The sequence below is a fragment of the Achromobacter sp. Marseille-Q4954 genome, from assembly GCF_943737025.1.
Classification (GTDB): domain Bacteria; phylum Pseudomonadota; class Gammaproteobacteria; order Burkholderiales; family Burkholderiaceae_B; genus Achromobacter; species Achromobacter bronchisepticus_A.
Genome location: NZ_CALSFQ010000001.1, coordinates 473,063 through 493,366, shown reverse-complemented (window position 1 = coordinate 493,366; position 20,304 = coordinate 473,063). Strand labels below are relative to the sequence as shown.

The window sequence follows — 20,304 nt, the reverse complement described above, 5'->3', positions numbered from 1 at the left end:
CATGGGCGCTTTGCCTTATCTCGATCTGCCGCGCGTGCGGCAAGCGCGGGGCGTGATTGCCCTGCCGGGTTCCAAGAGCATTTCCAATCGCGTGCTGCTGCTGTCCGCCATCGCCGAGGGCAGCACGGTCATCACCGGTTTGCTGGACTCCGACGACACCCGCGTCATGCTGGGCGCCTTGCGCCAGCTGGGCGTGCAGGTGTCGGAACTGGAAGCGGGCAGCGTCACGGTGCAGGGCGTGCGCCGCTTTCCGGTGGAAAGCGCCGACCTGTTCATGGGCAACGCCGGCACCGCGATCCGGCCGCTGACCGCGGCGCTGGCGCTGATGGGCGGCGACTACCGTCTGTCGGGCGTGCCGCGCATGCATGAGCGTCCCATCGGCGATCTGGTCGATGCGCTCAAGGGTTTGGGCGCCAGCATCGACTACCTGGGCCAGCCTGGCTATCCGCCGCTGCACATCGGCCGCGGCGACATCGCGGCGGATGCTGTCACGCGGGTACAGGGTTCTGTGTCCAGCCAGTTCCTCACCGCCTTGCTGATGGCCGCGCCGCTGCAAGCCGGCCGCAGCGGCAAGCCGGTCACGATCGAAGTGCTGGGCGAGCTCATCTCCAAGCCCTACATCGAGATCACGCTGAACCTGATGGCGCGCTTCGGCGTGCAGGTGCGGCGCGACGGCTGGAGCCGTTTCGTCATCGACGGCGGGGCCGCCTATCGCAGCCCCGGGCGGATCGCGGTCGAAGGCGACGCCTCGACGGCCTCCTATTTCCTGGCGCTGGGCGCGATCGGCGGCGGGCCGCTGCGCGTGACCGGCGTGGGCGCGGACAGCATCCAGGGCGATGTCGCCTTTGCCGACACGCTGGCCGACATGGGCGCCACCGTGACCTACGGCCCCGACTGGATCGAGGTGTCGGGCGCGCGCGTCGCCCAGGGCGAACGCCTGAAGGCCTTCGACACCGATTTCAACCTGATCCCGGATGCCGCCATGACGGCGGCGGCCCTGGCGCTGTATGCCGACGGCCCGTGCCGCCTGCGCAACATCGGCAGCTGGCGCGTCAAGGAAACCGACCGCATCCACGCCATGCAGACCGAGCTGGAAAAGCTGGGTGCGCGGGTGGAATCGGGGCCGGATTGGCTGCGCGTGACGCCGCCGGCGCAGGACGCCTGGCGCGACGCGCACATCGGCACCTGGGACGACCACCGCATGGCGATGTGCTTCTCGCTGGCGGCTTTCGGGCCGGCGGCCGTCCGTATCCTCGACCCGGGCTGCGTCAGCAAGACCTTCCCGGGTTACTTTGATGTTTACGCGGGCCTGGTAGCGGCCTAGCGAAGAATCGCCCATGACTTCGATTTCCCCTGCAACTTCTTCCACTGTCCCCGTCATCACCATCGACGGCCCCACCGCGTCCGGCAAGGGCACGGTGGCCCACCGCGTCGCCAAGGCCCTGGGCTGGGCCGTGCTCGACAGCGGCGCGCTCTATCGCCTGACCGCGCTGGCGGCGCTCAATCGCGGCTTGTCGCCCGAGGACGAACCCGCCGTCGCGCGCGTGGCTGAAACCCTGGACGTGCGTTTCGAGGGGCCTCATGTCTACCTCGAAGGCGTGGACGTCGGCCACGACATCCGCCGCGAGGAAGTCGGCAATTTCGCCTCGCGCGTGGCCGCCTTCCCGGGCGTGCGCCAGGCGTTGCTCGAGCGCCAGCGCGCCTTCCGGCTGGCTCCGGGCCTGGTTGCGGACGGGCGCGACATGGGTACGGTGGTGTTTCCCGATGCGCCCCTGAAGGTGTTCCTGGTCGCCGATGTGGTCGCGCGGGCGCAGAGGCGCTGTAAGCAGTTGATCGAAAAGGGAATTTCTGCTAATCTTGATGACCTCCTACGGGATATGCGCGAGCGGGACGCCCGCGATATGGGGCGGACTACCGCTCCCTTGGCTCCCGCAGCGGATGCACACGTACTGGATTCGTCTGATTTGACGATTGCGGAAACGGTGCAGGCAATACTGGATTTCTGGAAGAACGCCGCCGCGGATTGAAGTACCGGTCCCGGACTTTCCCCTCGAATCCTCCGCAGTTTTCTGTTTTTTTTTATCGGCCCTGTTCAAGCCAGGCGCAGCCCCCACGGGACACCCCGCAAGGGTAAACCGGCAAGCAGGCATTTTGACTCCACTGTGGCGGGCAATCCGCTGCGGTGTGTTTTTAACGGCCATTTCGGCCCAATGGATTTCAACCCCATGTCTTCCGTTTCCACTACCGCCACCGGCGGCGAAAGCTTCGCCGACCTTTTCGCACAAAGCCTCAAGAGCCAGGACATGAAGTCCGGCGAGGTGATCAGCGCCGAAGTCGTGCGCGTCGACCACAACTTCGTCGTCGTCAACGCCGGCCTGAAGTCCGAAGCGCTGATCCCCCTGGAAGAGTTCCTGAACGACCAGGGCGAGCTCGAAGTGCAACCTGGCGATTTCGTCTCGGTGGCCATCGATTCCCTGGAAAACGGCTACGGCGACACCATCCTGTCGCGTGACCGCGCCAAGCGCCTGTCGGCCTGGCTGCAACTGGAAAAGGCCCTGGAAAACGGCGAACTGGTTACCGGCACCATCACCGGCAAGGTGAAGGGCGGCCTGACCGTCATGACCAACGGCATCCGCGCGTTCCTGCCGGGTTCGCTGGTGGACCTGCGTCCGGTCAAGGACACCACCCCGTACGAAGGCAAGACCCTCGAATTCAAGGTCATCAAGCTCGACCGCAAGCGCAACAACGTCGTTCTGTCGCGTCGCCAGGTGCTGGAAGCCAGCATGGGCGAAGAGCGCCAGAAGCTGCTCGAAACCCTGCACGAAGGTGCTGTGGTCAAGGGCGTGGTCAAGAACATCACCGACTACGGCGCGTTCGTGGACCTGGGCGGCATCGACGGCCTGCTGCACATCACCGACATGGCCTGGCGCCGTGTGCGTCACCCCTCCGAAGTCCTGCAAGTGGGTCAGGAAGTCGAAGCCAAGGTGCTCAAGTTCGACCAGGAAAAGAGCCGCGTCTCCCTGGGCGTCAAGCAGCTGGGCGAAGATCCGTGGGTGGGCCTGGCTCGCCGCTACCCGCAAGGCACCCGCCTGTTCGGCAAGGTCACCAACCTGACCGACTACGGCGCGTTCGTTGAAGTCGAAGCCGGCATCGAAGGCCTGGTGCACGTCTCCGAAATGGACTGGACCAACAAGAACGTCGATCCGCGCAAGGTCGTGACCCTGGGCGAAGAAGTCGAAGTCATGGTCCTGGAAATCGACGAAGACCGTCGTCGCATTTCGCTGGGCATGAAGCAGTGCCGCCAGAACCCGTGGGAAGAGTTCGCCACCAACTTCAAGCGTGGTGACAAGGTCCGCGGCGCCATCAAGTCGATCACCGACTTCGGCGTGTTCGTCGGCCTGCCCGGCGGCATCGATGGCCTGGTTCACCTGTCCGACCTGTCGTGGACGGAAACCGGCGAAGAAGCCGTGCGCAACTTCAAGAAGGGCGACGAGATCGAAGCCGTGGTTCTGGGCATCGATACCGACAAGGAACGCATCTCGCTGGGCATCAAGCAGCTGGAAGGCGACCCCTTCAACAACTTCGTTGCCACCTTCGACAAGGGCGCCGTTGTTCCGGGCACCATCAAGTCGGTCGAAGCCAAGGGCGCTGTTGTCACGCTGTCCGTGGACGTTGAAGGCTACCTGCGCGCTTCCGAGATCTCCTCGGGCCGCGTTGAAGACGCCACCACCGTTCTGACCGCCGGCGAGAACATCGAAGCCATGATCGTCAACATCGACCGCAAGACGCGTTCGATCCAGCTGTCGATCAAGGCCCGCGACAACGCCGAAACCGCCGAAACGATCCAGCGCATGTCCGACGCCAGCGCTTCGTCCGGCACCACCAACCTCGGCGCGCTGCTGAAGGCCAAGCTGGACCAACAGCGCAACGACGGTTAATTCGTGACCAAGTCGGAGCTGATCGCCGCCTTGGCGGCCCGCTATCCTCAGCTGGCCGCCCGCGACACCGATTACGCGGTCAAGACCGTGCTCGACGCAATGACCCAGGCCCTGGCCTCGGGTCAGCGCATCGAGATCCGCGGTTTTGGCAGCTTCTCGTTGTCGCAGCGGTCTCCCCGCATCGGTCGCAATCCGAAATCCGGCGAACAGGTGCTGGTGCCTGGCAAACAGGTGCCGCACTTCAAGGCGGGCAAGGAATTGCGCGAGCGGGTGGACTTGGCCGGCGGCAATGACGAGGACGCTCAATCCTCTGGATCGAGTGAACCGATGCCGTCGATGGTGAGTCTGCACGCCATGCATTGACGGCACGGCAGTAAGGCCGCCTTCGGGCGGATCGGACCGAGAACCTAGCCCCTTGAGCAATCAAGGGGCTTTGTTTTTTGGCGCCAGGAGGGATCCGTCGCTTACAATTGATAGTCTTGAATTCTTTGGAGCATGCGCCATGCGCTACCTAGTCTGGGCCCTGCGATTGCTCGTGTTTGTTGCAGTTCTGATGTTTGCGTTGAAAAACACGGATCCGGTCGCCGTGAAGTTCTACGCCGATTACGTGGTGCAGGACGTGCCCCTCATCGTCGTGATGCTGGTCGTGTTCGTCTTGGGCGCCTTGTTCGGCCTGTTGCTGACCGTGCCCGCCGCCATGCGCCGCCGCCGCGAAGCCATGCGCCTGCGCCGTGAGCTGGACCGTGTCCAGGCCGCCGTGGCCGGCACCACACCCGCCGTGCCGCCGGAGGCCGTGGCCCCGATGTCGCCGCTGTGATGCCGTTGCGCCAGCACTGAATCCCTTTCCGCACTGAATTACCGCAAGAGCCCGCATAGTGGATTTTGAACCTTGGTGGTTGATTTTCGTGCCGGTATTGTTCGCGCTGGGCTGGCTGGCCGCGCGCTTCGATATCCGGCAAATGCTGCGGGAAACCCGCAGCCTGCCCGATTCCTATTTCCGCGGGCTGAACTTCCTGCTCAATGAAGAGCCGGACCGCGCCATCGACGCCTTCGTCGAAGTGGCCAAGCTGGACCCGGAAACCACCGAGCTGCACTTCGCGCTGGGCAGCCTGTTCCGCCGCCGGGGCGAAATGGAGCGCGCCATCCGCGTGCACCAAAGCCTCCTGAACCGTTCCGACCTGCCCGCCGCCGAACGCGAGCATGCGCAGCACGAGCTGGCGCAGGATTTTCTCAAGGCCGGCATGCTGGATCGCGCCGAAAACGGCTTCGAGCAGCTCAAGGACACCCGCTACGCCTTGCCCGCGCTGCGTTCTTTGATCCGGATCTACGAATCGGAACACGACTGGCCGCGCGCCATCGAAGCCGTGAAGACGCTGCAGGGCCTGGTCGACGAGCCGGTGCCGCAGCTCGTGCACTATTACTGCGAACAGGCGCAGACCGCGCTGTCGGCCAAGCCTGCCGACATCGACGCGGCCCACAAGGCGCTGGACGCCGCCGACCATGCCTTGTCGACCATCGATCCGGCGTCGAGCAAGGGCGCCATGGTGCGCACCGCGATGCTGCGCGCCCGTCTGGCCCTGATCGAACAGGACCCGAAGCGCGAACGCCTGTACCTGGAGTCGATCATGACCGACGCTCCCGAGTACGCCGGCCTGGTCGCCGAGCAGGTGCTGGCGAACTACCGCGCCGCCAATCAGGAAGCGGCCGGGCTCGACGTGCTGCAGAAGCAGTATGCGCGCCACGCGTCGCTGGACCTGTTCAACGTGCTGTTCCGCGAGCTGCGCGCCCAGCAGGGCGCAGCGACGTCATGGGCATTTGCCCGCAACGCGCTGCGCAGCCATCCGTCGCTGCTGGGGCTGGACCGACTGCTGGAGGCCGAGCTGGCCAATCCGGAAAGCGGCGCCGAGCAGGCGCCGGTGCCGGGCGCCGACCTGACGCTGTTGCGCAGCCTGATACACAAGCATACGCAGCGGCTGGACCGCTACGCCTGCCGCAGTTGCGGATTTCAGGCGCGTCGCTTTTACTGGCAATGTCCCGGCTGCAATGCCTGGGAAACCTACGCGCCGCGCCGCTTGGAAGAACTTGAATGAATGCATTTCCCGCCGAAGCCATTTCGCATAGCCGCGTCCTAGTGGTGGGCGATGTGATGCTGGACCGGTACTGGTTCGGCGAAGTCGAACGCATTTCGCCGGAAGCGCCGGTGCCCGTGGTGCGCGTGGCGCGCCGCGAAGACCGCCTGGGCGGCGCGGCGAACGTCGCGCGCAACGTGGCGGCCCTGGGCGGCCACGTGACCTTGGTCGGCGTGCTGGGTGAAGACGAGGCCGGCGACAGCGTGCGGCGTTTGTCCGCCGAAGCCGGCATACAGGCCGAGCTGGTCGCCGATCCGTCCCTGCACACGACCTTGAAGATGCGCGTGCTGGGCCGCCAGCAGCAGCTCCTGCGCGTGGACTTCGAACAGCATCCGGCACAGCCCGCGCTGGATAACGTCGATGCCGCATTCGCGCGCCACCTGGCCAACCACGACATCGTCGTGTTGTCCGACTATGCCAAGGGCGTGCTGACGCGGGTCGAATCGCTGATCGCCCTGGCCCGCAACGCCGGCGTGCCGGTGCTGGTGGACCCGAAGGGCCACGATTACACCCGTTACCGCGGGGCGACGCTCGTCACCCCCAACCGCTCGGAAATGCAGGAGGCCGTGGGCCGCTGGAGTTCCGAGGCCGAACTTACCGATCGCGCGCAGCGCCTGCGCGCCGACCTGGATCTGGAAGCCTTGCTCGTGACGCGTTCCGAGCAGGGCATGACTTTGTTTACCGACGCGGGACGCGACCACATCGACGCGCAGGCGCACGAAGTGTTCGACGTGTCCGGCGCGGGCGATACCGTGCTGGCGACGCTGGCCGTGTCGCGCGCCATCGATCTGCCGTGGGTCGACGCGATGGGCTGGGCCAACAAGGCCGGCGGCATCGCCGTGGGCAAGCTCGGCACGTCCATCGTCACCGCTGCGGAATTGGCAGGAGAACTCTCATGATCGTCGTTACCGGAGCCGCGGGCTTCATAGGCAGCAACCTGGTGCGCGGGCTCAACCGCCGCGGCATCAAGGACATCATCGCGGTCGATGACCTGACCGAAGGCGACAAGTTCGTCAACCTGGTCGATTGCCAGATCGCGGACTACATGGACAAGGACGACTTCCGCCGCCGCGTCCTCGACGGCAGCCTGCACGAAGTGCGCGCCGTGCTGCACCAGGGCGCGTGCTCGGACACGACCGAGCGCAACGGCCGCTACATGCTCGACAACAACTACCGCGTCACGCTGGAGCTGTTCGAGTTCTGCCAGGAGCGCCGCATTCCGTTCCTCTACGCCTCGTCGGCGGCGGTCTACGGCGGTTCCTCGATCTACGTGGAAGACCCTGCCAATGAAGGCCCGCTCAACGTCTACGGCTATTCCAAGCTGCTGTTCGATCAGGTCCTGCGCCAGCGCATGGACAGCCTGACCGCACAGGTCGTGGGCCTGCGCTACTTCAACGTCTACGGTCCGCACGAACAGCACAAGGGCCGCATGGCCTCGGTGGCGTTCCACAACATGAACCAGTTCCTGGAGCATGGGCATGTGCGCCTGTTCGCGGGCTGGGACGGCTACGTGGATGGCGGCCAGAGCCGCGACTTCATTTCCGTCGAAGACGTGGTCGCGGTCAACCTGCATTTCCTGGATCACCCCGAGCAGTCCGGAATCTTCAACTGCGGCACCGGCCGCGCGCAGCCCTTCAACGATGTGGCGGCCGGCGTGGTCAATGCGCTGCGCGCGGAGCGCGGCGAAGCCGAGCTGACGCTGGCGCAACTGGTGGAACTGGATCTGATCCGCTATATCCCGTTCCCGGACGACCTGAAAGGGCGCTATCAGAGCTACACGCAGGCCGACGTCACGCGCCTGCGCGCGGCAGGGTTCCAGGCGCCGATGCGCGATGTGCGGACCGGCGTTACCGAGTACGTGCGTTATTGGCGCGCCCGCAAGTAAGTCTGCACAGGCGCCGTGCATGGAAGAACGCCACCGTCCGCGGTGGCTTTTTTTCGTCTGGCGGTTTGCCGGGGCGGATGTTTCCATTCACAGGGCCTCCGTGACCGAGCGCGCCGCCCGCATGATCTGAGCGTGCGTGACAGCCGTTGCGCCAGACTCCAGGGAGATCATCCATGAATCCATTCCTTCAATCCGCCGCCGCCCGCCCGGCGCCCTTTGCCAGATGGCGCAGGGCGCGCGCCGCCCTTGCTTCCGGCGCCCGGCCGCGGCCTTTGCGGCAGGCCTTGGGCGCGCTGCTGGTAACGGCGGGCCTGGGCCTGGCCGCGCCGCTGGCGTACGCGGTGGACCTCAATCAGGCCAATGCCCAGCAGCTCGAAGGTGTCCGGGGCATCGGCCCGCGCATGGCGGAAATAATCATCAAGGAACGCGAGCGGGGCGGCAAGTTCGAATCCTTGAACGACCTGGCTGAACGGGTGCGCGGCATCGGCCCGAAGAAGGCGCAGGCCCTGCAAGAGGCAGGCCTGCAGGTGGGAGGGGCGGGCCCCCAGGCCGGGCAGGGCGAGACGGCGGCCAAGCCGGCGCAGGGCAAGCCGGTTGCGGGCAAGGCCGAAGCCAAATCCGAAGCGAAACCGGCGGCGTCCCAGCCCGCCGCCCGCGCCCGGCCCTGAGCCAGTAGCGGCCTGCGCCGTTAGCCCTGGCGGGAGCGCGGCTTTTGGCGGCGCGCGCCGCCAGGCGGGGTTATCATCGTCCGCATGACTACTACCTATCCCACTATCGAGCAAACCGTCGGCAACACGCCGCTGGTGCGCCTGCAGCGCATTCCCGGGGCCGCGGGCGCCGCCCGGGGCAATGTCATCCTGGCCAAGCTGGAGGGCAACAACCCTGCCGGCTCCGTGAAGGACCGTCCGGCCCTGTCGATGATCGCTCGCGCGGAAGAGCGCGGCGACATCAAGCCGGGCGACACCCTCATCGAGGCGACCAGCGGCAATACCGGCATTGCGCTGGCCATGGCCGCCGCCATGCGCGGCTACCGCATGATCCTGATCATGCCGGACAATCTTTCGGTGGAGCGCCGCGCGGCCATGACGGCCTATGGCGCCGAGCTGATCCTGACGCCGGCGGACAAGGGCGGCATGGAATATGCCCGCGACCTGGCATCCGCCATGCAGGCGGACGGCCGCGGGCTGGTGCTGGACCAGTTCGCCAACCCCGACAATCCCCGCGCCCACATCGAAACCACCGGGCCGGAAATCTGGAACCAGACTGAAGGCCGCGTCACCCACTTCGTGAGCGCCATGGGCACCACCGGCACCATCATGGGCGTGTCGACCTACCTGAAATCGCGCAATCCCGCTGTGCAGGTGGTGGGCGCGCAGCCCGCCGAAGGATCGTCGATCCCGGGCATCCGCAAGTGGCCCGAAGCCTACCTGCCCAAGATCTTCGATCGCAGCCGGGTGGACGCCTACGAATCCATCGAACAGGCCGAGGCCGAACAGATGGCGCGCAGGCTGGCGGCGGAAGAGGGCATCTTCGGTGGAATTTCCTCGGCGGGCGCGCTGATCGCCGCCCTGCGCGTGGCCGAACGCGTCAACGACGCCACCATCGTGTTCATCGTATGCGACCGCGGCGACCGCTATCTGTCCACGGGCGTCTTCAACTGAACGCCTGATCGCCTTCGGGCAGAATAAAACCGCCATGCCGGGTTTGCCGGGCATGGCGGTTTTTCATTGGACGGGCGCGCCGGGCGCCCTCGTTTCTTGCGCGCTTATTCGGGCTGGATGCCGGCGTCCTGCATCACCTTGATCCAACGCTCGCTTTCCGCGAGGTTGAAGGCTTCGGCTTCCTGGTAGCTCATGGTGCTGGGCAGGGTGCCTTGCGACTTCAGCGCTTCAACCACCTTGGGCGATTGCGAGGCTTCGATCATGACCTTGTTCAGCTTGGCGATGATGGGCTGCGGCGTATCTTTCGGGGCCCACATGCCGTACCAGGTGACGATGTCGAAACCGGGCAGGACGCTTTCCGCGATGGTCGGCACGTCGGGCAGTTCGGCCAGGCGGGTCTTGGTCGTCACGGCGATCGGGCGGATCTTGCCGCTCTGGATCAGCGGCAAGGCCGGCGCCAGCGGCGCGTACATCAGGTCCACATGGCCGCCCGCGACGTCGGTCAGGGCCGGGCTGCTGCCGCGGTAGCCGACGTGGGTGATCTTGGCCTTGGTGGAGGTATTGATCAGCTCGCCCGCCAGGTGCGGCAAGGTGGCGACGCCGGGGGAGGCGAAGGTCAGCGAGCCGGGCTGGGCCTGGCCCTGCTTGATCAGTTCGCCGAAGGTCTTGAACTTGGAGTTGGGCGGGACGACGGCCACCATCGGCACCGTGCCCAGCACGCCCACCATCTTGAAGTCCTTGATCGGGTCAAAGCTCAGATTCTTGAATTGAGCCGGATAGATGCCCTGCACCGACGGGTTCATCAGCAAGGTGTAGCCGTCGGCCGGCGCCTTGGCGACCTGGGCCGTGCCTATGGTGCCGCTGGCCCCGGCGCGGGTTTCGATCACCAGCGGTTGACCCAGGATCTCGCCCATCTGGACCGCGATCAGGCGGCCGACCACGTCCGTCGGTCCTCCTGCCGCCCAAGGCATGATCACGCGGATGGGCTTGTCCGGATAGTCCGCCTGAGCATAGGCGGTCGCTGCCGGCAAGGCCGCCGTGGCGATGGCCGAGCAGGCCGCGGCGAGGAAGGTGCGTTTGTTCATCTACTGTCTACTCCTACAAAGGTGAGATTGGCCGAGGGCAGCGCTGCTTGCAGCATCGCCTTGACCTCGGCCAGCTGTTTCCCCGTGGTGGCTTCGTTCTTCAGCATCCGGCTCAGCGGGCCGGCCACCACGATGGCAAAGGGTTGTTCGTATGCCCGGAATCCGAGCGAAATGGACATCACGTCTTCCACGTTCTCGCCCACCGAGCGCTGCCAGCCGCGTGCCACGCCCGCTTCCAGGTCGCGGTCGAAGGCCTCCTGGCTGGTGAGCGTGCTGTCCGTATAGGCGGCAAAACCGCTGTAGGCCTTGAACCATTTCTGCCGTTCTTCCTGCGACAGCACCGATAGCAGCGCCTTGCCGGAGCTGGTGGCGTGCACCGCCTTGAAGCCGCCCGGCTGGTGCGAGAAGCGGATGGTCTGCTTGGACTCGGCAACGATCAGGTACACGACCTTGTCGTCGGCCAGCTTGGCCAGCAAGGCCGTCTCGCCCGTCAGGTCCCGCACCCGGGCCAGCACCGGCTCGATCACCGCGTTCAGCGGGTCGCTATGGCAGATCAGGGTGGCCACGTGGATCAGTTTCTGGGTCGGGTAATAGCCGTGCTTCTTGCCGATTTCATAGAGATAGCCGCGCGCCACCATGGTCTTCAGCAGCCCATGACAGCTCGACAGCGGTATCCCCATCTGGGCAGCGATCTCGCTGTACAGCAGGGGCTTCTGCGCCTCGGCGAAGAGGTTCAGCACATCCAGCACTCGGCCAGCGGTTTTCACATCCATGATGTTAGTATCCTATACGTGATAAATTTATGTCAAACAGCATTCAATCGACCAGGAGTTGCAACGCATGAGATGGAAGAACCGTCCTGAGGGATCGAACTGGGGAGATTTCGGGCCTGACGACCAGCGAGGCTGCCTGAATTACATCACCCCCGCGAACGTGCTGAGCGGCATGCGGGAAGTCCGCGAAGGACTGAGCTTTTGCCTGTCGCTGCCGCTGGATTACCCGGGCGGCAACGGCGTGAACGTGCGGCGTCATCCGCCCAAGCTGCGGCCTACCGAGAGGGACGGCGACCAGTATCTGAATTTTCCGCTGGGGCGCCTGCGCCCCGGCTGCGTCGACGTGCTCAGCGATGACATCGTCGAAATGAGCTTGCAGTATTCGACGCAATGGGATTCGCTGGCTCACGTGGGCGCACTGTTCGACGCCAACGGCGACGGCCTGCCCGAGCGCGTCTACTACAACGGCTACCGGCCCAATGAGCACGTGGTGGGGCCGGTGGACTACGACGTGGACAATGGCTACGCCAAGACCGACCTGGGTCAGGGGCCGGCCTCCAACGCCAAGAAGCTGGACATCACCCAACTGGCCGAATCCTGCCTTCAGACTCGGGGCGTGATGGTTGACCTGGCGCGCCATTACGGCCGGGAGCAGAAGTCGGTCGGCTACGACGATCTGATGCGCATCCTGGAAGCAGACCGGATCGAGATCGAGCAGGGCGATATCGTGCTGTTCCATACGGAATTCGGCGACGCCCTGCTGGAAAAGAACCGCGAGCCGGATCCCCATACGTTGCACGAGATCTGCGCCGGCCTGGACGGCAGCGACGAGAAGCTGCTGCAGTGGATCACCGACTCGAAGGTGGCGGCCATGGCTTCGGACAACCACGCGCTGGAAATCTATCCCACGCAGAAGCCCAATGCCTGCTGCGCGGCGTTGCCCTTGCACCACCACTGCATCTTCAAGCTGGGCCTGCCGATAGGCGAGATGTGGTACCTGGGGGCGCTTGCGCGCTGGCTCACGGCCAACGGCCGCAGCCGCTTCCTGCTGACGGCGCCGCCGCTGAACCTGCCTGGCGCCGTGGGTTCGCCCGTGACGCCCGTCGCGACGGTGTAAAGCAGACCGCGGCGCTTGGCGCCGCGGTCCCAGGGCCGTCAGCGGCCCACGCGCGCTTCGATCTCGCTTGCCAGATCCGCCACGGAGGTCGCGTAGAAGTAGCTGCGGTTGTACTTGGTGAGCGCGAAGAAGTTGGGCGTGCCGACGCGGTATTGCGCCGTGCCCCGGGCTTCCTCGACCAAGTCGACCACGCCCAGCGGCTGGCTGCCCCAGCCCGCGGCCGATGCGCCAGGCTGCAGGCGGGCGCCGGCCGCGGTGAGCGTGCCCCAGCTTTGCTTGGGTTCCAGTCCGCCGTCGACCAGGGGGGCGGGATCCGCGGGCAGCACCACCGGAGCGAACACCGGCAGGCCGCGCTGCCAGCCGTGCTGCGACAGGAAGCTGCCCACGGACATGATGGCGTCGCGGGTGTTGTTGCTCAGGTCGATGTGGCCGTTGTCGTCGCCGTCCACCGCGTAATGCATGACGCTGGTGGGCATGAACTGGGGCATGCCGATGGCGCCCGCGTACGAGCCGCGGGTTTCCAGGTCCAGCTTGTCTTTCATGACCAGGGTCAGGAAGTCGGCGAGTTGGCCGCGGAACATGGTGGCGCGTTCGGGTTTGGCGGGGTCCGGATAGTCGAAGGCCAGCGTGGTCAGCGCATCCAGCACGCGGAAATTGCCCATATTGCGGCCGTACAGCGTTTCCACGCCGATGATGGATGCGATCACCGGCGCCGGCACGCCGAAGCGCTGCGCCGCCTGATTGAGCAGGTCGCGGTTCTCGTTGTAGAACTCCACGCCCCAGCCGATGCGCTTGGGTTCGACAAAGCGCGAGCGGTAGGTCAGCCAGCTGCGCCAGATCTTTTTGCCCGGGGGCGACGGCGCGATCAGGCGCGCGACGGTGGCGTTGTAGCGCGACCCGGCCAGCGCGGCGACCATGGGGTCCAGCGGCAGCTGGCGCTCGGTGGCCAGGTTTTCCACGAAAGTGCGGACTTCAGGCCGCAACGTGCCATTGGCGGCCAGCGCGGCGGGAGCGTCGTCCGCCAGTTCGGATCCAGGTGTCGGCGCACTGGGTCCGATGCGGATGGGGGCCGGGGTTGATTCGGCAGCCGGCTGGCCGGCGACGGTGTTGGGTGCAGAGGGGGCGGTGGTGGAGCAGCCCGCCAGCAGGGCGGAGAGCGTTCCGAGTTGCAGTAATCGCCGACAGATGAACATAATCTTCCTTATGGAGACCATGTATCTTACCCACCCGGCATGCCGCCTGCATGAAATGGGCAGTTGGCATCCCGAAAGCCCCCAGAGGCTGGACGCCATTTCAGACCAGTTGCTGGCCAGCGGCTTGATGCCTTACCTGGACGACCGCCAGGCGCCGCAGGCATCCCGCCACGACATATTGCGGGTGCACACTGTCCAGTATCTGAACAGTTTGCGCGAACATACGCCGGAGCAAGGGTATTTCCCTATCGATCCGGATACGCTGATGAACCCCCACACCTATGAAGCCGCGCTGTACGCCGCTGGGGCGGGGGTGGCCGCGGTGGACGCGGTGATGGGCGGAGAGGCCCGCACGGCCTTCTGCGCGGTGCGGCCCCCCGGGCATCACGCCTGCCGTTCCCAGGCCATGGGATTCTGTTTTCTGAACAACGTCGCTATTGCGGCGCAGCATGCGCTGGACTTCCACGGCCTGTCGCGGGTCGCCATCGTCGATTTCGACGTGCACCACGGCAACGGCACCGAAGACATCTTCGCCGGCAACGACCGCGTGCTGATGTGCAGCTTCTTCCAGCACCCGTTCTTTCCCAATAGCGGCGCCGAGAATCCCGCTTCGAACATGCTGAACGTGCCCGTGGCCGCGTATACCGGCGGGGCCGCGGTCAGGGCCATCGTCACCGATACCTGGCTGCCGGCGCTGGAAGCGCACCGGCCCGAGCTGATCCTGGTATCGGCCGGTTTCGACGCGCACCGCGAGGACGACATGGGCCAGATGGGCCTGGTCGAGGCCGATTACGCCTGGATAACAGAACAGCTCGTGGAGGTGGCCGAGCGCCACTGCCAGGGGCGCATCGTCAGCACGCTGGAAGGCGGTTACAACTTGTCCGCCCTGGGCCGCAGCGTGGTCGCCCATATACGAGCGCTGGCGAAGCTGTAGAATCGAGAAAAAATTGTGCAATGCGATCCCGGCGCATGCCGGGTAATTATTTTCCATTTGGAGGCAGCGGGATGAAGGTTTTGGTACCTGTCAAACGCGTCGTTGACTACAACGTCAAGGTGCGCGTCAAGTCTGATCAAACCGGCGTGGATATCGCCAATGTGAAGATGTCCATGAACCCCTTTGACGAAATCGCCGTCGAAGAAGCGACCCGCCTGAAGGAAAAGGGCGCCGTGGCTGAAGTCGTGGCGGTTTCTTGCGGCGTTGCGCAATGCCAGGAAACGCTGCGCACGGCCATGGCCATCGGCGCCGACCGCGGCGTGCTGGTCCAGACCGATGCCGAACTGCAGCCGCTGGCCGTGGCCAAGCTGCTGAAGGCGCTGGTCGACAAGGAACAGCCGCAGCTGGTGATCCTGGGCAAGCAAGCCATCGACGACGATGCCAACCAGACCGGCCAGATGCTGGCCGCGCTGCTGGACTGGCCGCAAGCCACGTTCGCCAGCAAGGTCGAGCTGGCCGACGGCAAGGTCACGGTCACGCGCGAAGTCGACGGCGGCCTGGAAACGCTGACGCTCAAGCTGCCCGCCATCGTCACCACCGACCTGCGCCTGAATGAGCCGCGCTACGTCACGCTGCCCAACATCATGAAGGCCAAGAAGAAGCAGCTGGACACCGTCACGCCGGAAGAACTGGGTGTGGACGCCGCGCCGCGCCTGAAGACGCTGAAGGTCAGCGAGCCGCCCGCTCGCAAGGCCGGCATCAAGGTGGCCGATGTCGCGGCCCTGGTGGACAAACTCAAGAACGAAGCGAAGGTGGTCTGAACATGACGACGCTGGTTATTGCCGAACACGATAACGCCCAGCTCAAGGGCGCAACCCTGAACGCCGTCGCCGCCGCCGCCAAGATCGGAGGCGACGTGCACGTGCTGGTCGCCGGCGCCAACGCGCGCGCCGTGGCCGACCAGGCCGCCGCCGCCGCGGGCGTCGCCAAGGTCCTGCTGGCCGACGCGCCGCAACTGGCCGACGGCCTGGCCGAGAACGTCGCCGCCCAGGTACTGGCTGTGGCCTCGGGCTACAGCCACATCCTGTTCCCCGCGACCGCCTCGGGCAAGAACGTGGCCCCGCGTGTGGCCGCCAAGCTGGACGTGGCGCAGATCTCCGACATCATCGGCGTGGAATCGGCCGACACCTTCCAGCGCCCGATCTACGCCGGCAACGCCATTGCCACCGTGCAGTCGGCCGACGCCGTCAAGGTCATCACCGTGCGCACCACCGGCTTTGACGCCGTGGCCGCGCAGGGCGGTTCGGGTGCGGTGGAAGAAGTCGCCGCCGTGGCCGATTCGGGCCTGTCCACCTTCGTGGGCCGCGAAGTCGCCAAGAGCGACCGTCCGGAACTGGCCGGCGCGCGCGTCGTCGTCTCCGGCGGCCGCGGCCTGGGCAGCGCCGAGAACTTCAAGATCCTGGATCCGCTGGCCGACAAGCTGGGCGCGGCGCTGGGCGCCTCGCGCGCCGCGGTCGACGCCGGCTATGCGCCTAACGACTGGCAAGTCGGTCAGACCGGCAAGATCGTCGCGCCGCAGCTGTATGTGGCGGTTGGTATCTCGGGTGCCATCCAGCACTTGGCCGGCATGAAGGATTCGAAGGTCATCGTCGCCATCAACAAGGATCCGGAAGCGCCGATCTTCGGCGTGGCCGATTATGGCCTGGTGGGCGATCTGTTCCAGGTCGTGCCCGAACTGACCGGCGCGCTGTAAGCCGCAACGCGCTGCTGTATTTGAAGGGCCCGCCAGCTTTGCGCTGGCGGGCTTTTTTATTTTTCGACGCGAGGACTACACATCTTGTGATTTCAGTGTTCCAAATCTTTTGATTTCTCGAAAGATTCTGATAATGTGTTCCGCGCGCAGCTAGATACGCGCAAGTGCTTGACCTGTACAGAACGAAGGAGATTCGGGATGGAATGGTTCTTTGACACTCTGCGAAAATATCCGGAACTTGCGATATTCCTTACCCTCGGTCTCGGGTACTGGATAGGCGCCAAGAAGATTTTCGGATTCAATCTGGGAGCCGTGACCGGAACGCTGCTGGTAGGCGTGCTGGTGGGGCAGCTAAACATCACGATCGCTCCCGTCCTCAAGCAGGTCTTCTTCCTGCTCTTTCTCTTCGGTCTGGGTTACGGCGTCGGACCGCAGTTCTTCCGGGGTATGAAAAGCGATGGCCTTCCGCAGGTCATCTTCGCCGTCATTCTGTGCGTGATCTGCCTGCTGGTGACATGGGCGACAGCCGTAGGCTTCGGCTTCGATGCCGGCACTGGCGCAGGCTTGTTGTCCGGAGCCCAAACCATTTCCGCGGTCATGGGCGTGGCGACGGACACCATCAACGGCCTGGGCATAGACGCAGCCACCAAAAAGAAATGGATCGACAGCATTCCTGTCGCCTACGCGGTCTGCTACATCTTCGGCACGGTCGGAAGCGCCTGGCTGCTGGCCTCGCTGGGGCCGAAGCTGATGCGCGTGGACATCGTCAAGGAGTGCCAGGAATACGAAGCCAAGATGTCCGGCGGCGCCGACTCGATGGAGCTGTCCGGTTATCGCAAGTTCACCGCGCGCGCCTACAAGCTGGACAACGCCGAGTTCGCCGGCAAGACGGTGGGAGAGCTGGAGTCCCGCTTCGTCGAGGCCCGCGTGTTCGTGGAGCGCATCCGGCGCGGCGACCAGGTCATCGACAGCGATGGCAAGACGGTGTTGCAGCAGGGCGACGTGTTAGGCATTACCGGCCGGCATGACGCGCTGGTCACCCAGGCCGCCGGCATCATCGGCACCGAGGTCGAGGACCGCGACCTCATCAGCATGCCCGCCGAGGTCGTCGAGGTCGTGCTGACCAATAAGAACATTGCCGGCAAGACCATCAAGGAAATCGCGGACAGCGAAGTCGGCCGCGAACTGGGCCGCGGCGTGTTCCTGCGCAAGGTCGTGCGCGGCGGCCACGACATGCCGATCAACTGGGGGCTGAAGCTGGACCGCGGCGACCGCCTGTTCGTGCTGGGCGCCAAGCGCGACGTCGAGCGCGTGGTGGGCAAGCTGGGCTACGTCGACCGCGCCACCAGCCAGACCGACATGGTCTTCGTCGGTTTCGGCATCCTGCTCGGCGGCCTGTTCGGCTCGCTGGTGCTGACCGTGGGCGGCGTTCCCGTCACCTTGTCGACCTCCGGCGGCGCGCTGATTTCCGGCCTGATCTTCGGCTATCTGCGCTCGGTGCATCCGACCTTCGGCCGGGTGCCGGAACCGGTGCACTGGTTCCTGACATCGGTGGGGCTGACGACGTTCGTTGCGGTCGTGGGCATATCGTCAGGGCCGGGATTCGTGCTGGGCTTCCAGCAACTGGGCGCCAAGCTATTCATCGCGGGCATCATCGCCACCAGCGTGCCGATGATCGTGGGCGTATACATTGCGCGGTATGTATTCAAGTTCCATCCCGCCATTGCATTGGGAGTCTGCGCCGGAGCCCGGACCACCACCGCGGCCATTGGCCAGATCACCGAAACGGCAAAGAGCCAGGTGCCCGCCCTGGGCTACACGGTTCCTTACGCCATCGGCAATACCCTGCTCATCATTTGGGGGATTGTCATCGTCATGCTCATGTCCTAGCAAAACGCCCCGCAAGCCCCGTGCTTGCGGGGCGTTTTGCAAGCGCGCCGGCCCGGCCGGCGACGTCCAGCGCCTGTCACCATGCAAACCAGGAGTACTGAACAATGGCTTCCACCACGCCTCTTACCGTCAGCCTGGCTTCGGCCTTGAAAACCACCCGCTCGCGCCAGCGCGACCTCGAACAGCTTTCTCCGTTTGAACTCAAGGACTATCTGATCACGCTGGCCAAGGACAACCAGCACACCGCCGCCATCACCATGTTGAACGCGGGCCGCGGCAACCCGAACTGGATCGCCACCGAACCGCGCGACGCCTTCTTCCTGATGGGCCAGTTCGCAATGAAGGAAGCGCGCCGCGTGCGCGACGAGTCCATCCTGGCAGGCATGCCGGCCAAGAAGGGCTGCGCCGACCGGATGCGCAAGTTCCTGGCCAAGCACAAAGGCATGGACGGCTACGATTTCCTGGTCGGCGTGCTGGAGTATGGCGTCAAGGTCAAGGGTTTCGACCCCGACGCGTGGGTCCATGAGCTGACGGACAGCATCATCGGCGACAACTATCCCGTGCCGCCGCGCGCGCTGGTCCATCTTGAACAGATCGTGCACGATTACCTGATCAAGGAAATGTGCGACGGCCGTCCGCCCAAGGGCAAGTTCGACCTGTTCCCGGTCGAAGGCGGCACGGCGGCCATGTGCTACATCTTCGATTCGCTGATGCAGAACGGCCTGCTCAAGCAGGGCGACACCATCGCGCTGTTCCTGCCGACCTTCACGCCCTATATCGAGATCTCGCATCTGGAGCGCTTCCAGTTCAAGATCGTGCCGATCAACGCCAGCAGCCTGCGGGCCGACGGCACCCATGATTGGCACTATCCGGCGTCTGAAATCGCCAAGCTGGAAAATCCCAAGATCAAGCTGGCGGTCACGGTCAACCCCAGCAATCCGCCGTCGGTGGCGTTCAGCCCGGTCGAGATGAAGCAGATCGTGCGCCTCATCCGCAAGAACCCGGATCTGGTGCTGGTGACGGACGACGTGTACGGCACCTTCGTGCCGAACTTCCGCTCGCTGATGGCCGAAGTGCCGCACAACACCATATGCGTGTACTCGTTCTCGAAGAACTTCGGCTGCACGGGATGGCGCCTGGGCGTGATCGCGACCCATGAAAAGAACACCATGGACCGCCGCATCGCCGAGCTGCCCGCGTCCTGGAAACAGCGCCTGAACAAGCGCTACGGCGCCATGACGATGGAGCCCGAAAAGCTCAAGTTCATCGACCGGCTGGTGGCCGACAGCCGCAACGTCGCGCTGAACCACACCGCGGGCCTGTCCTTGCCGCAGCAGGTGCAGATGGGGTTCTTCGCGCTGTCGCACCTGATGGATCTGAAGGACTCCTACAAGCACCTGACGATGAAGATCGTACGTGCGCGCCGCGATGCCTTGTGGCGCGGCCTGGGCATACCGATGCCGCCCGAAGACCCGATGCGCGCCTGGTACTACGTCGAGCTGGATTTCATGGTCTGGGCCAAGATCACGTACGGGGACGCGTTCTGCAAGTACATGATGTCCAACTACGAGCCGGTCGACTTCCTGTTCCGCCTGGCGGAAAAATCCGGCGTGGTGCTGATGGACGGCGGCGGCTTTGGCGGCCCGCCGTGGTCGATCCGCGTGTCGCTGGCGAACCTGGACGACGGCGACTACGCCAAGATCGGCAAGCACATGGTCGAAGCCGCGACCGAGTACGTCGAGGCCTGGAAGGCTGGCGAGCTGGTGCGTTCGGGCCCGAAGGCCGGTAAGGGCCAGACGGTGAAGGCATCCGCGGCCAAGCGCAGCGCAGGCAAGACCGCGGCGGCCAAGAAGGCGGTGAAGAAAGCGGTGAAGAAGGCCGGCACGGCGGCGAAATCCGCCAAGAAGGCCGCGGCGCGCAAGTAGGCGGGCCGGGCAGCAACCTCC

General features: G+C 65.1%; 19 protein-coding genes. 16 read left to right on the top strand and 3 right to left on the bottom strand.

Annotated features, from left to right (window positions below):
• Nucleotide 1: 1 nt before the first annotated feature.
• The 10 genes from aroA (at nt 2) to cysM (ending at nt 9,613) form a co-directional block, all read left to right on the top strand.
• Complete coding sequence (aroA, locus tag NGK62_RS02285) at nt 2-1,324, top strand: 3-phosphoshikimate 1-carboxyvinyltransferase (protein WP_251877266.1); 1,323 nt, start codon at nt 2-4, stop codon at nt 1,322-1,324.
• Nucleotides 1,325-1,337: 13 nt separating this feature from the next.
• A complete protein-coding gene (gene cmk / locus NGK62_RS02280) occupies nt 1,338-2,027 on the top strand; it encodes a (d)CMP kinase (protein WP_054450894.1) in 690 nt (229 codons plus the stop codon).
• A gap of 198 nt (nt 2,028-2,225) precedes the next feature.
• Nucleotides 2,226-3,938 (top strand): 30S ribosomal protein S1, encoded by a 1,713-nt coding sequence (gene rpsA / locus NGK62_RS02275; RefSeq protein WP_026382780.1) that lies wholly within the window; start codon nt 2,226-2,228, stop codon nt 3,936-3,938.
• Between the two features lie 3 nt (nt 3,939-3,941).
• On the top strand, nt 3,942-4,301 hold the full coding sequence (locus tag NGK62_RS02270) for an integration host factor subunit beta (RefSeq protein ID WP_013392394.1): 360 nt from the start codon (nt 3,942-3,944) through the stop codon (nt 4,299-4,301).
• 139 nt (nt 4,302-4,440) lie between these two features.
• Nucleotides 4,441-4,755 carry a LapA family protein gene (locus NGK62_RS02265; protein ID WP_013392395.1) on the top strand — a complete coding sequence of 105 codons (315 nt, stop codon included), beginning with the start codon at nt 4,441-4,443 and terminating at the stop codon, nt 4,753-4,755.
• A 58-nt stretch (nt 4,756-4,813) separates the two neighbouring features.
• Nucleotides 4,814-6,028 carry a lipopolysaccharide assembly protein LapB gene (lapB, locus tag NGK62_RS02260; RefSeq protein WP_059379332.1) on the top strand — a complete coding sequence of 405 codons (1,215 nt, stop codon included), beginning with the start codon at nt 4,814-4,816 and terminating at the stop codon, nt 6,026-6,028.
• Complete coding sequence (rfaE1, locus tag NGK62_RS02255; RefSeq protein WP_251877263.1) at nt 6,025-6,966, top strand: D-glycero-beta-D-manno-heptose-7-phosphate kinase; 942 nt, start codon at nt 6,025-6,027, stop codon at nt 6,964-6,966. The genes lapB and rfaE1 overlap by 4 nt, the downstream gene beginning before the upstream one ends.
• Nucleotides 6,963-7,952, top strand: a complete 990-nt coding sequence (gene rfaD, locus NGK62_RS02250) for an ADP-glyceromanno-heptose 6-epimerase (protein ID WP_118933408.1) — start codon at nt 6,963-6,965, stop codon at nt 7,950-7,952. The genes rfaE1 and rfaD overlap by 4 nt, the downstream gene beginning before the upstream one ends.
• Nucleotides 7,953-8,125: 173 nt before the next feature.
• Complete coding sequence (locus NGK62_RS02245; RefSeq protein WP_251877261.1) at nt 8,126-8,620, top strand: ComEA family DNA-binding protein; 495 nt, start codon at nt 8,126-8,128, stop codon at nt 8,618-8,620.
• Between the two features lie 84 nt (nt 8,621-8,704).
• On the top strand, nt 8,705-9,613 hold the full coding sequence (cysM, locus tag NGK62_RS02240) for a cysteine synthase CysM (RefSeq protein WP_059379329.1): 909 nt from the start codon (nt 8,705-8,707) through the stop codon (nt 9,611-9,613).
• 104 nt (nt 9,614-9,717) lie between these two features.
• Here cysM and NGK62_RS02235 read toward each other — a convergent pair whose 3' ends face one another.
• On the bottom strand, nt 9,718-10,698 hold the full coding sequence (locus NGK62_RS02235) for a Bug family tripartite tricarboxylate transporter substrate binding protein (protein ID WP_118933407.1): 981 nt from the start codon (nt 10,696-10,698) through the stop codon (nt 9,718-9,720).
• Nucleotides 10,695-11,471: an IclR family transcriptional regulator gene (locus NGK62_RS02230; protein ID WP_059379327.1), complete on the bottom strand. Its 777-nt coding sequence runs from the start codon at nt 11,469-11,471 to the stop codon at nt 10,695-10,697. The genes NGK62_RS02235 and NGK62_RS02230 overlap by 4 nt, the downstream gene beginning before the upstream one ends.
• 67 nt (nt 11,472-11,538) lie before the next feature.
• Here NGK62_RS02230 and NGK62_RS02225 point away from each other — a divergent pair, with 67 nt between their 5' ends.
• Entirely contained in the window at nt 11,539-12,588 is a 1,050-nt protein-coding gene (locus NGK62_RS02225) for a cyclase family protein (RefSeq protein ID WP_118933406.1), read from the top strand.
• A gap of 38 nt (nt 12,589-12,626) precedes the next feature.
• Here NGK62_RS02225 and mltB read toward each other — a convergent pair whose 3' ends face one another.
• Nucleotides 12,627-13,781, bottom strand: coding sequence for a lytic murein transglycosylase B (gene mltB, locus NGK62_RS02220; RefSeq protein WP_059379325.1), 1,155 nt, complete (start codon nt 13,779-13,781; stop codon nt 12,627-12,629).
• Nucleotides 13,782-13,791: 10 nt separating this feature from the next.
• Here mltB and NGK62_RS02215 point away from each other — a divergent pair, with 10 nt between their 5' ends.
• The 5 genes from NGK62_RS02215 to NGK62_RS02195 all read left to right on the top strand — a co-directional run bounded on the left by NGK62_RS02215 (nt 13,792) and on the right by NGK62_RS02195 (nt 20,283).
• Entirely contained in the window at nt 13,792-14,715 is a 924-nt protein-coding gene (locus NGK62_RS02215; protein ID WP_187524001.1) for a histone deacetylase family protein, read from the top strand.
• A 71-nt stretch (nt 14,716-14,786) separates the two neighbouring features.
• On the top strand, nt 14,787-15,536 hold the full coding sequence (locus tag NGK62_RS02210; protein ID WP_013392406.1) for an electron transfer flavoprotein subunit beta/FixA family protein: 750 nt from the start codon (nt 14,787-14,789) through the stop codon (nt 15,534-15,536).
• Between the two features lie 2 nt (nt 15,537-15,538).
• Nucleotides 15,539-16,468 carry an electron transfer flavoprotein subunit alpha/FixB family protein gene (locus tag NGK62_RS02205; RefSeq protein ID WP_054450918.1) on the top strand — a complete coding sequence of 310 codons (930 nt, stop codon included), beginning with the start codon at nt 15,539-15,541 and terminating at the stop codon, nt 16,466-16,468.
• Between the two features lie 198 nt (nt 16,469-16,666).
• Nucleotides 16,667-18,358: an aspartate-alanine antiporter gene (gene aspT, locus NGK62_RS02200; RefSeq protein WP_251877259.1), complete on the top strand. Its 1,692-nt coding sequence runs from the start codon at nt 16,667-16,669 to the stop codon at nt 18,356-18,358.
• Nucleotides 18,359-18,462: 104 nt separating this feature from the next.
• Nucleotides 18,463-20,283, top strand: coding sequence for a bifunctional aspartate transaminase/aspartate 4-decarboxylase (locus NGK62_RS02195; RefSeq protein ID WP_059379323.1), 1,821 nt, complete (start codon nt 18,463-18,465; stop codon nt 20,281-20,283).
• Nucleotides 20,284-20,304: the final 21 nt, after the last annotated feature.

Coding starts and splice junctions, on each gene's coding strand:
- aroA (WP_251877266.1), top strand. CDS start 2: ATGGGCGCTTTGCCTTATCTCGATCTGCCGCGCGTGCGGCAAGCGCGG.
- cmk (WP_054450894.1), top strand. CDS start 1,338: ATGACTTCGATTTCCCCTGCAACTTCTTCCACTGTCCCCGTCATCACC.
- rpsA (WP_026382780.1), top strand. CDS start 2,226: ATGTCTTCCGTTTCCACTACCGCCACCGGCGGCGAAAGCTTCGCCGAC.
- NGK62_RS02265 (WP_013392395.1), top strand. CDS start 4,441: ATGCGCTACCTAGTCTGGGCCCTGCGATTGCTCGTGTTTGTTGCAGTT.
- rfaE1 (WP_251877263.1), top strand. CDS start 6,025: ATGAATGCATTTCCCGCCGAAGCCATTTCGCATAGCCGCGTCCTAGTG.
- rfaD (WP_118933408.1), top strand. CDS start 6,963: ATGATCGTCGTTACCGGAGCCGCGGGCTTCATAGGCAGCAACCTGGTG.
- NGK62_RS02245 (WP_251877261.1), top strand. CDS start 8,126: ATGAATCCATTCCTTCAATCCGCCGCCGCCCGCCCGGCGCCCTTTGCC.
- cysM (WP_059379329.1), top strand. CDS start 8,705: ATGACTACTACCTATCCCACTATCGAGCAAACCGTCGGCAACACGCCG.
- NGK62_RS02235 (WP_118933407.1), bottom strand. CDS start 10,698: ATGAACAAACGCACCTTCCTCGCCGCGGCCTGCTCGGCCATCGCCACG.
- NGK62_RS02230 (WP_059379327.1), bottom strand. CDS start 11,471: ATGGATGTGAAAACCGCTGGCCGAGTGCTGGATGTGCTGAACCTCTTC.
- NGK62_RS02225 (WP_118933406.1), top strand. CDS start 11,539: ATGAGATGGAAGAACCGTCCTGAGGGATCGAACTGGGGAGATTTCGGG.
- mltB (WP_059379325.1), bottom strand. CDS start 13,781: ATGTTCATCTGTCGGCGATTACTGCAACTCGGAACGCTCTCCGCCCTG.
- NGK62_RS02215 (WP_187524001.1), top strand. CDS start 13,792: ATGGAGACCATGTATCTTACCCACCCGGCATGCCGCCTGCATGAAATG.
- NGK62_RS02210 (WP_013392406.1), top strand. CDS start 14,787: ATGAAGGTTTTGGTACCTGTCAAACGCGTCGTTGACTACAACGTCAAG.
- NGK62_RS02205 (WP_054450918.1), top strand. CDS start 15,539: ATGACGACGCTGGTTATTGCCGAACACGATAACGCCCAGCTCAAGGGC.
- aspT (WP_251877259.1), top strand. CDS start 16,667: ATGGAATGGTTCTTTGACACTCTGCGAAAATATCCGGAACTTGCGATA.
- NGK62_RS02195 (WP_059379323.1), top strand. CDS start 18,463: ATGGCTTCCACCACGCCTCTTACCGTCAGCCTGGCTTCGGCCTTGAAA.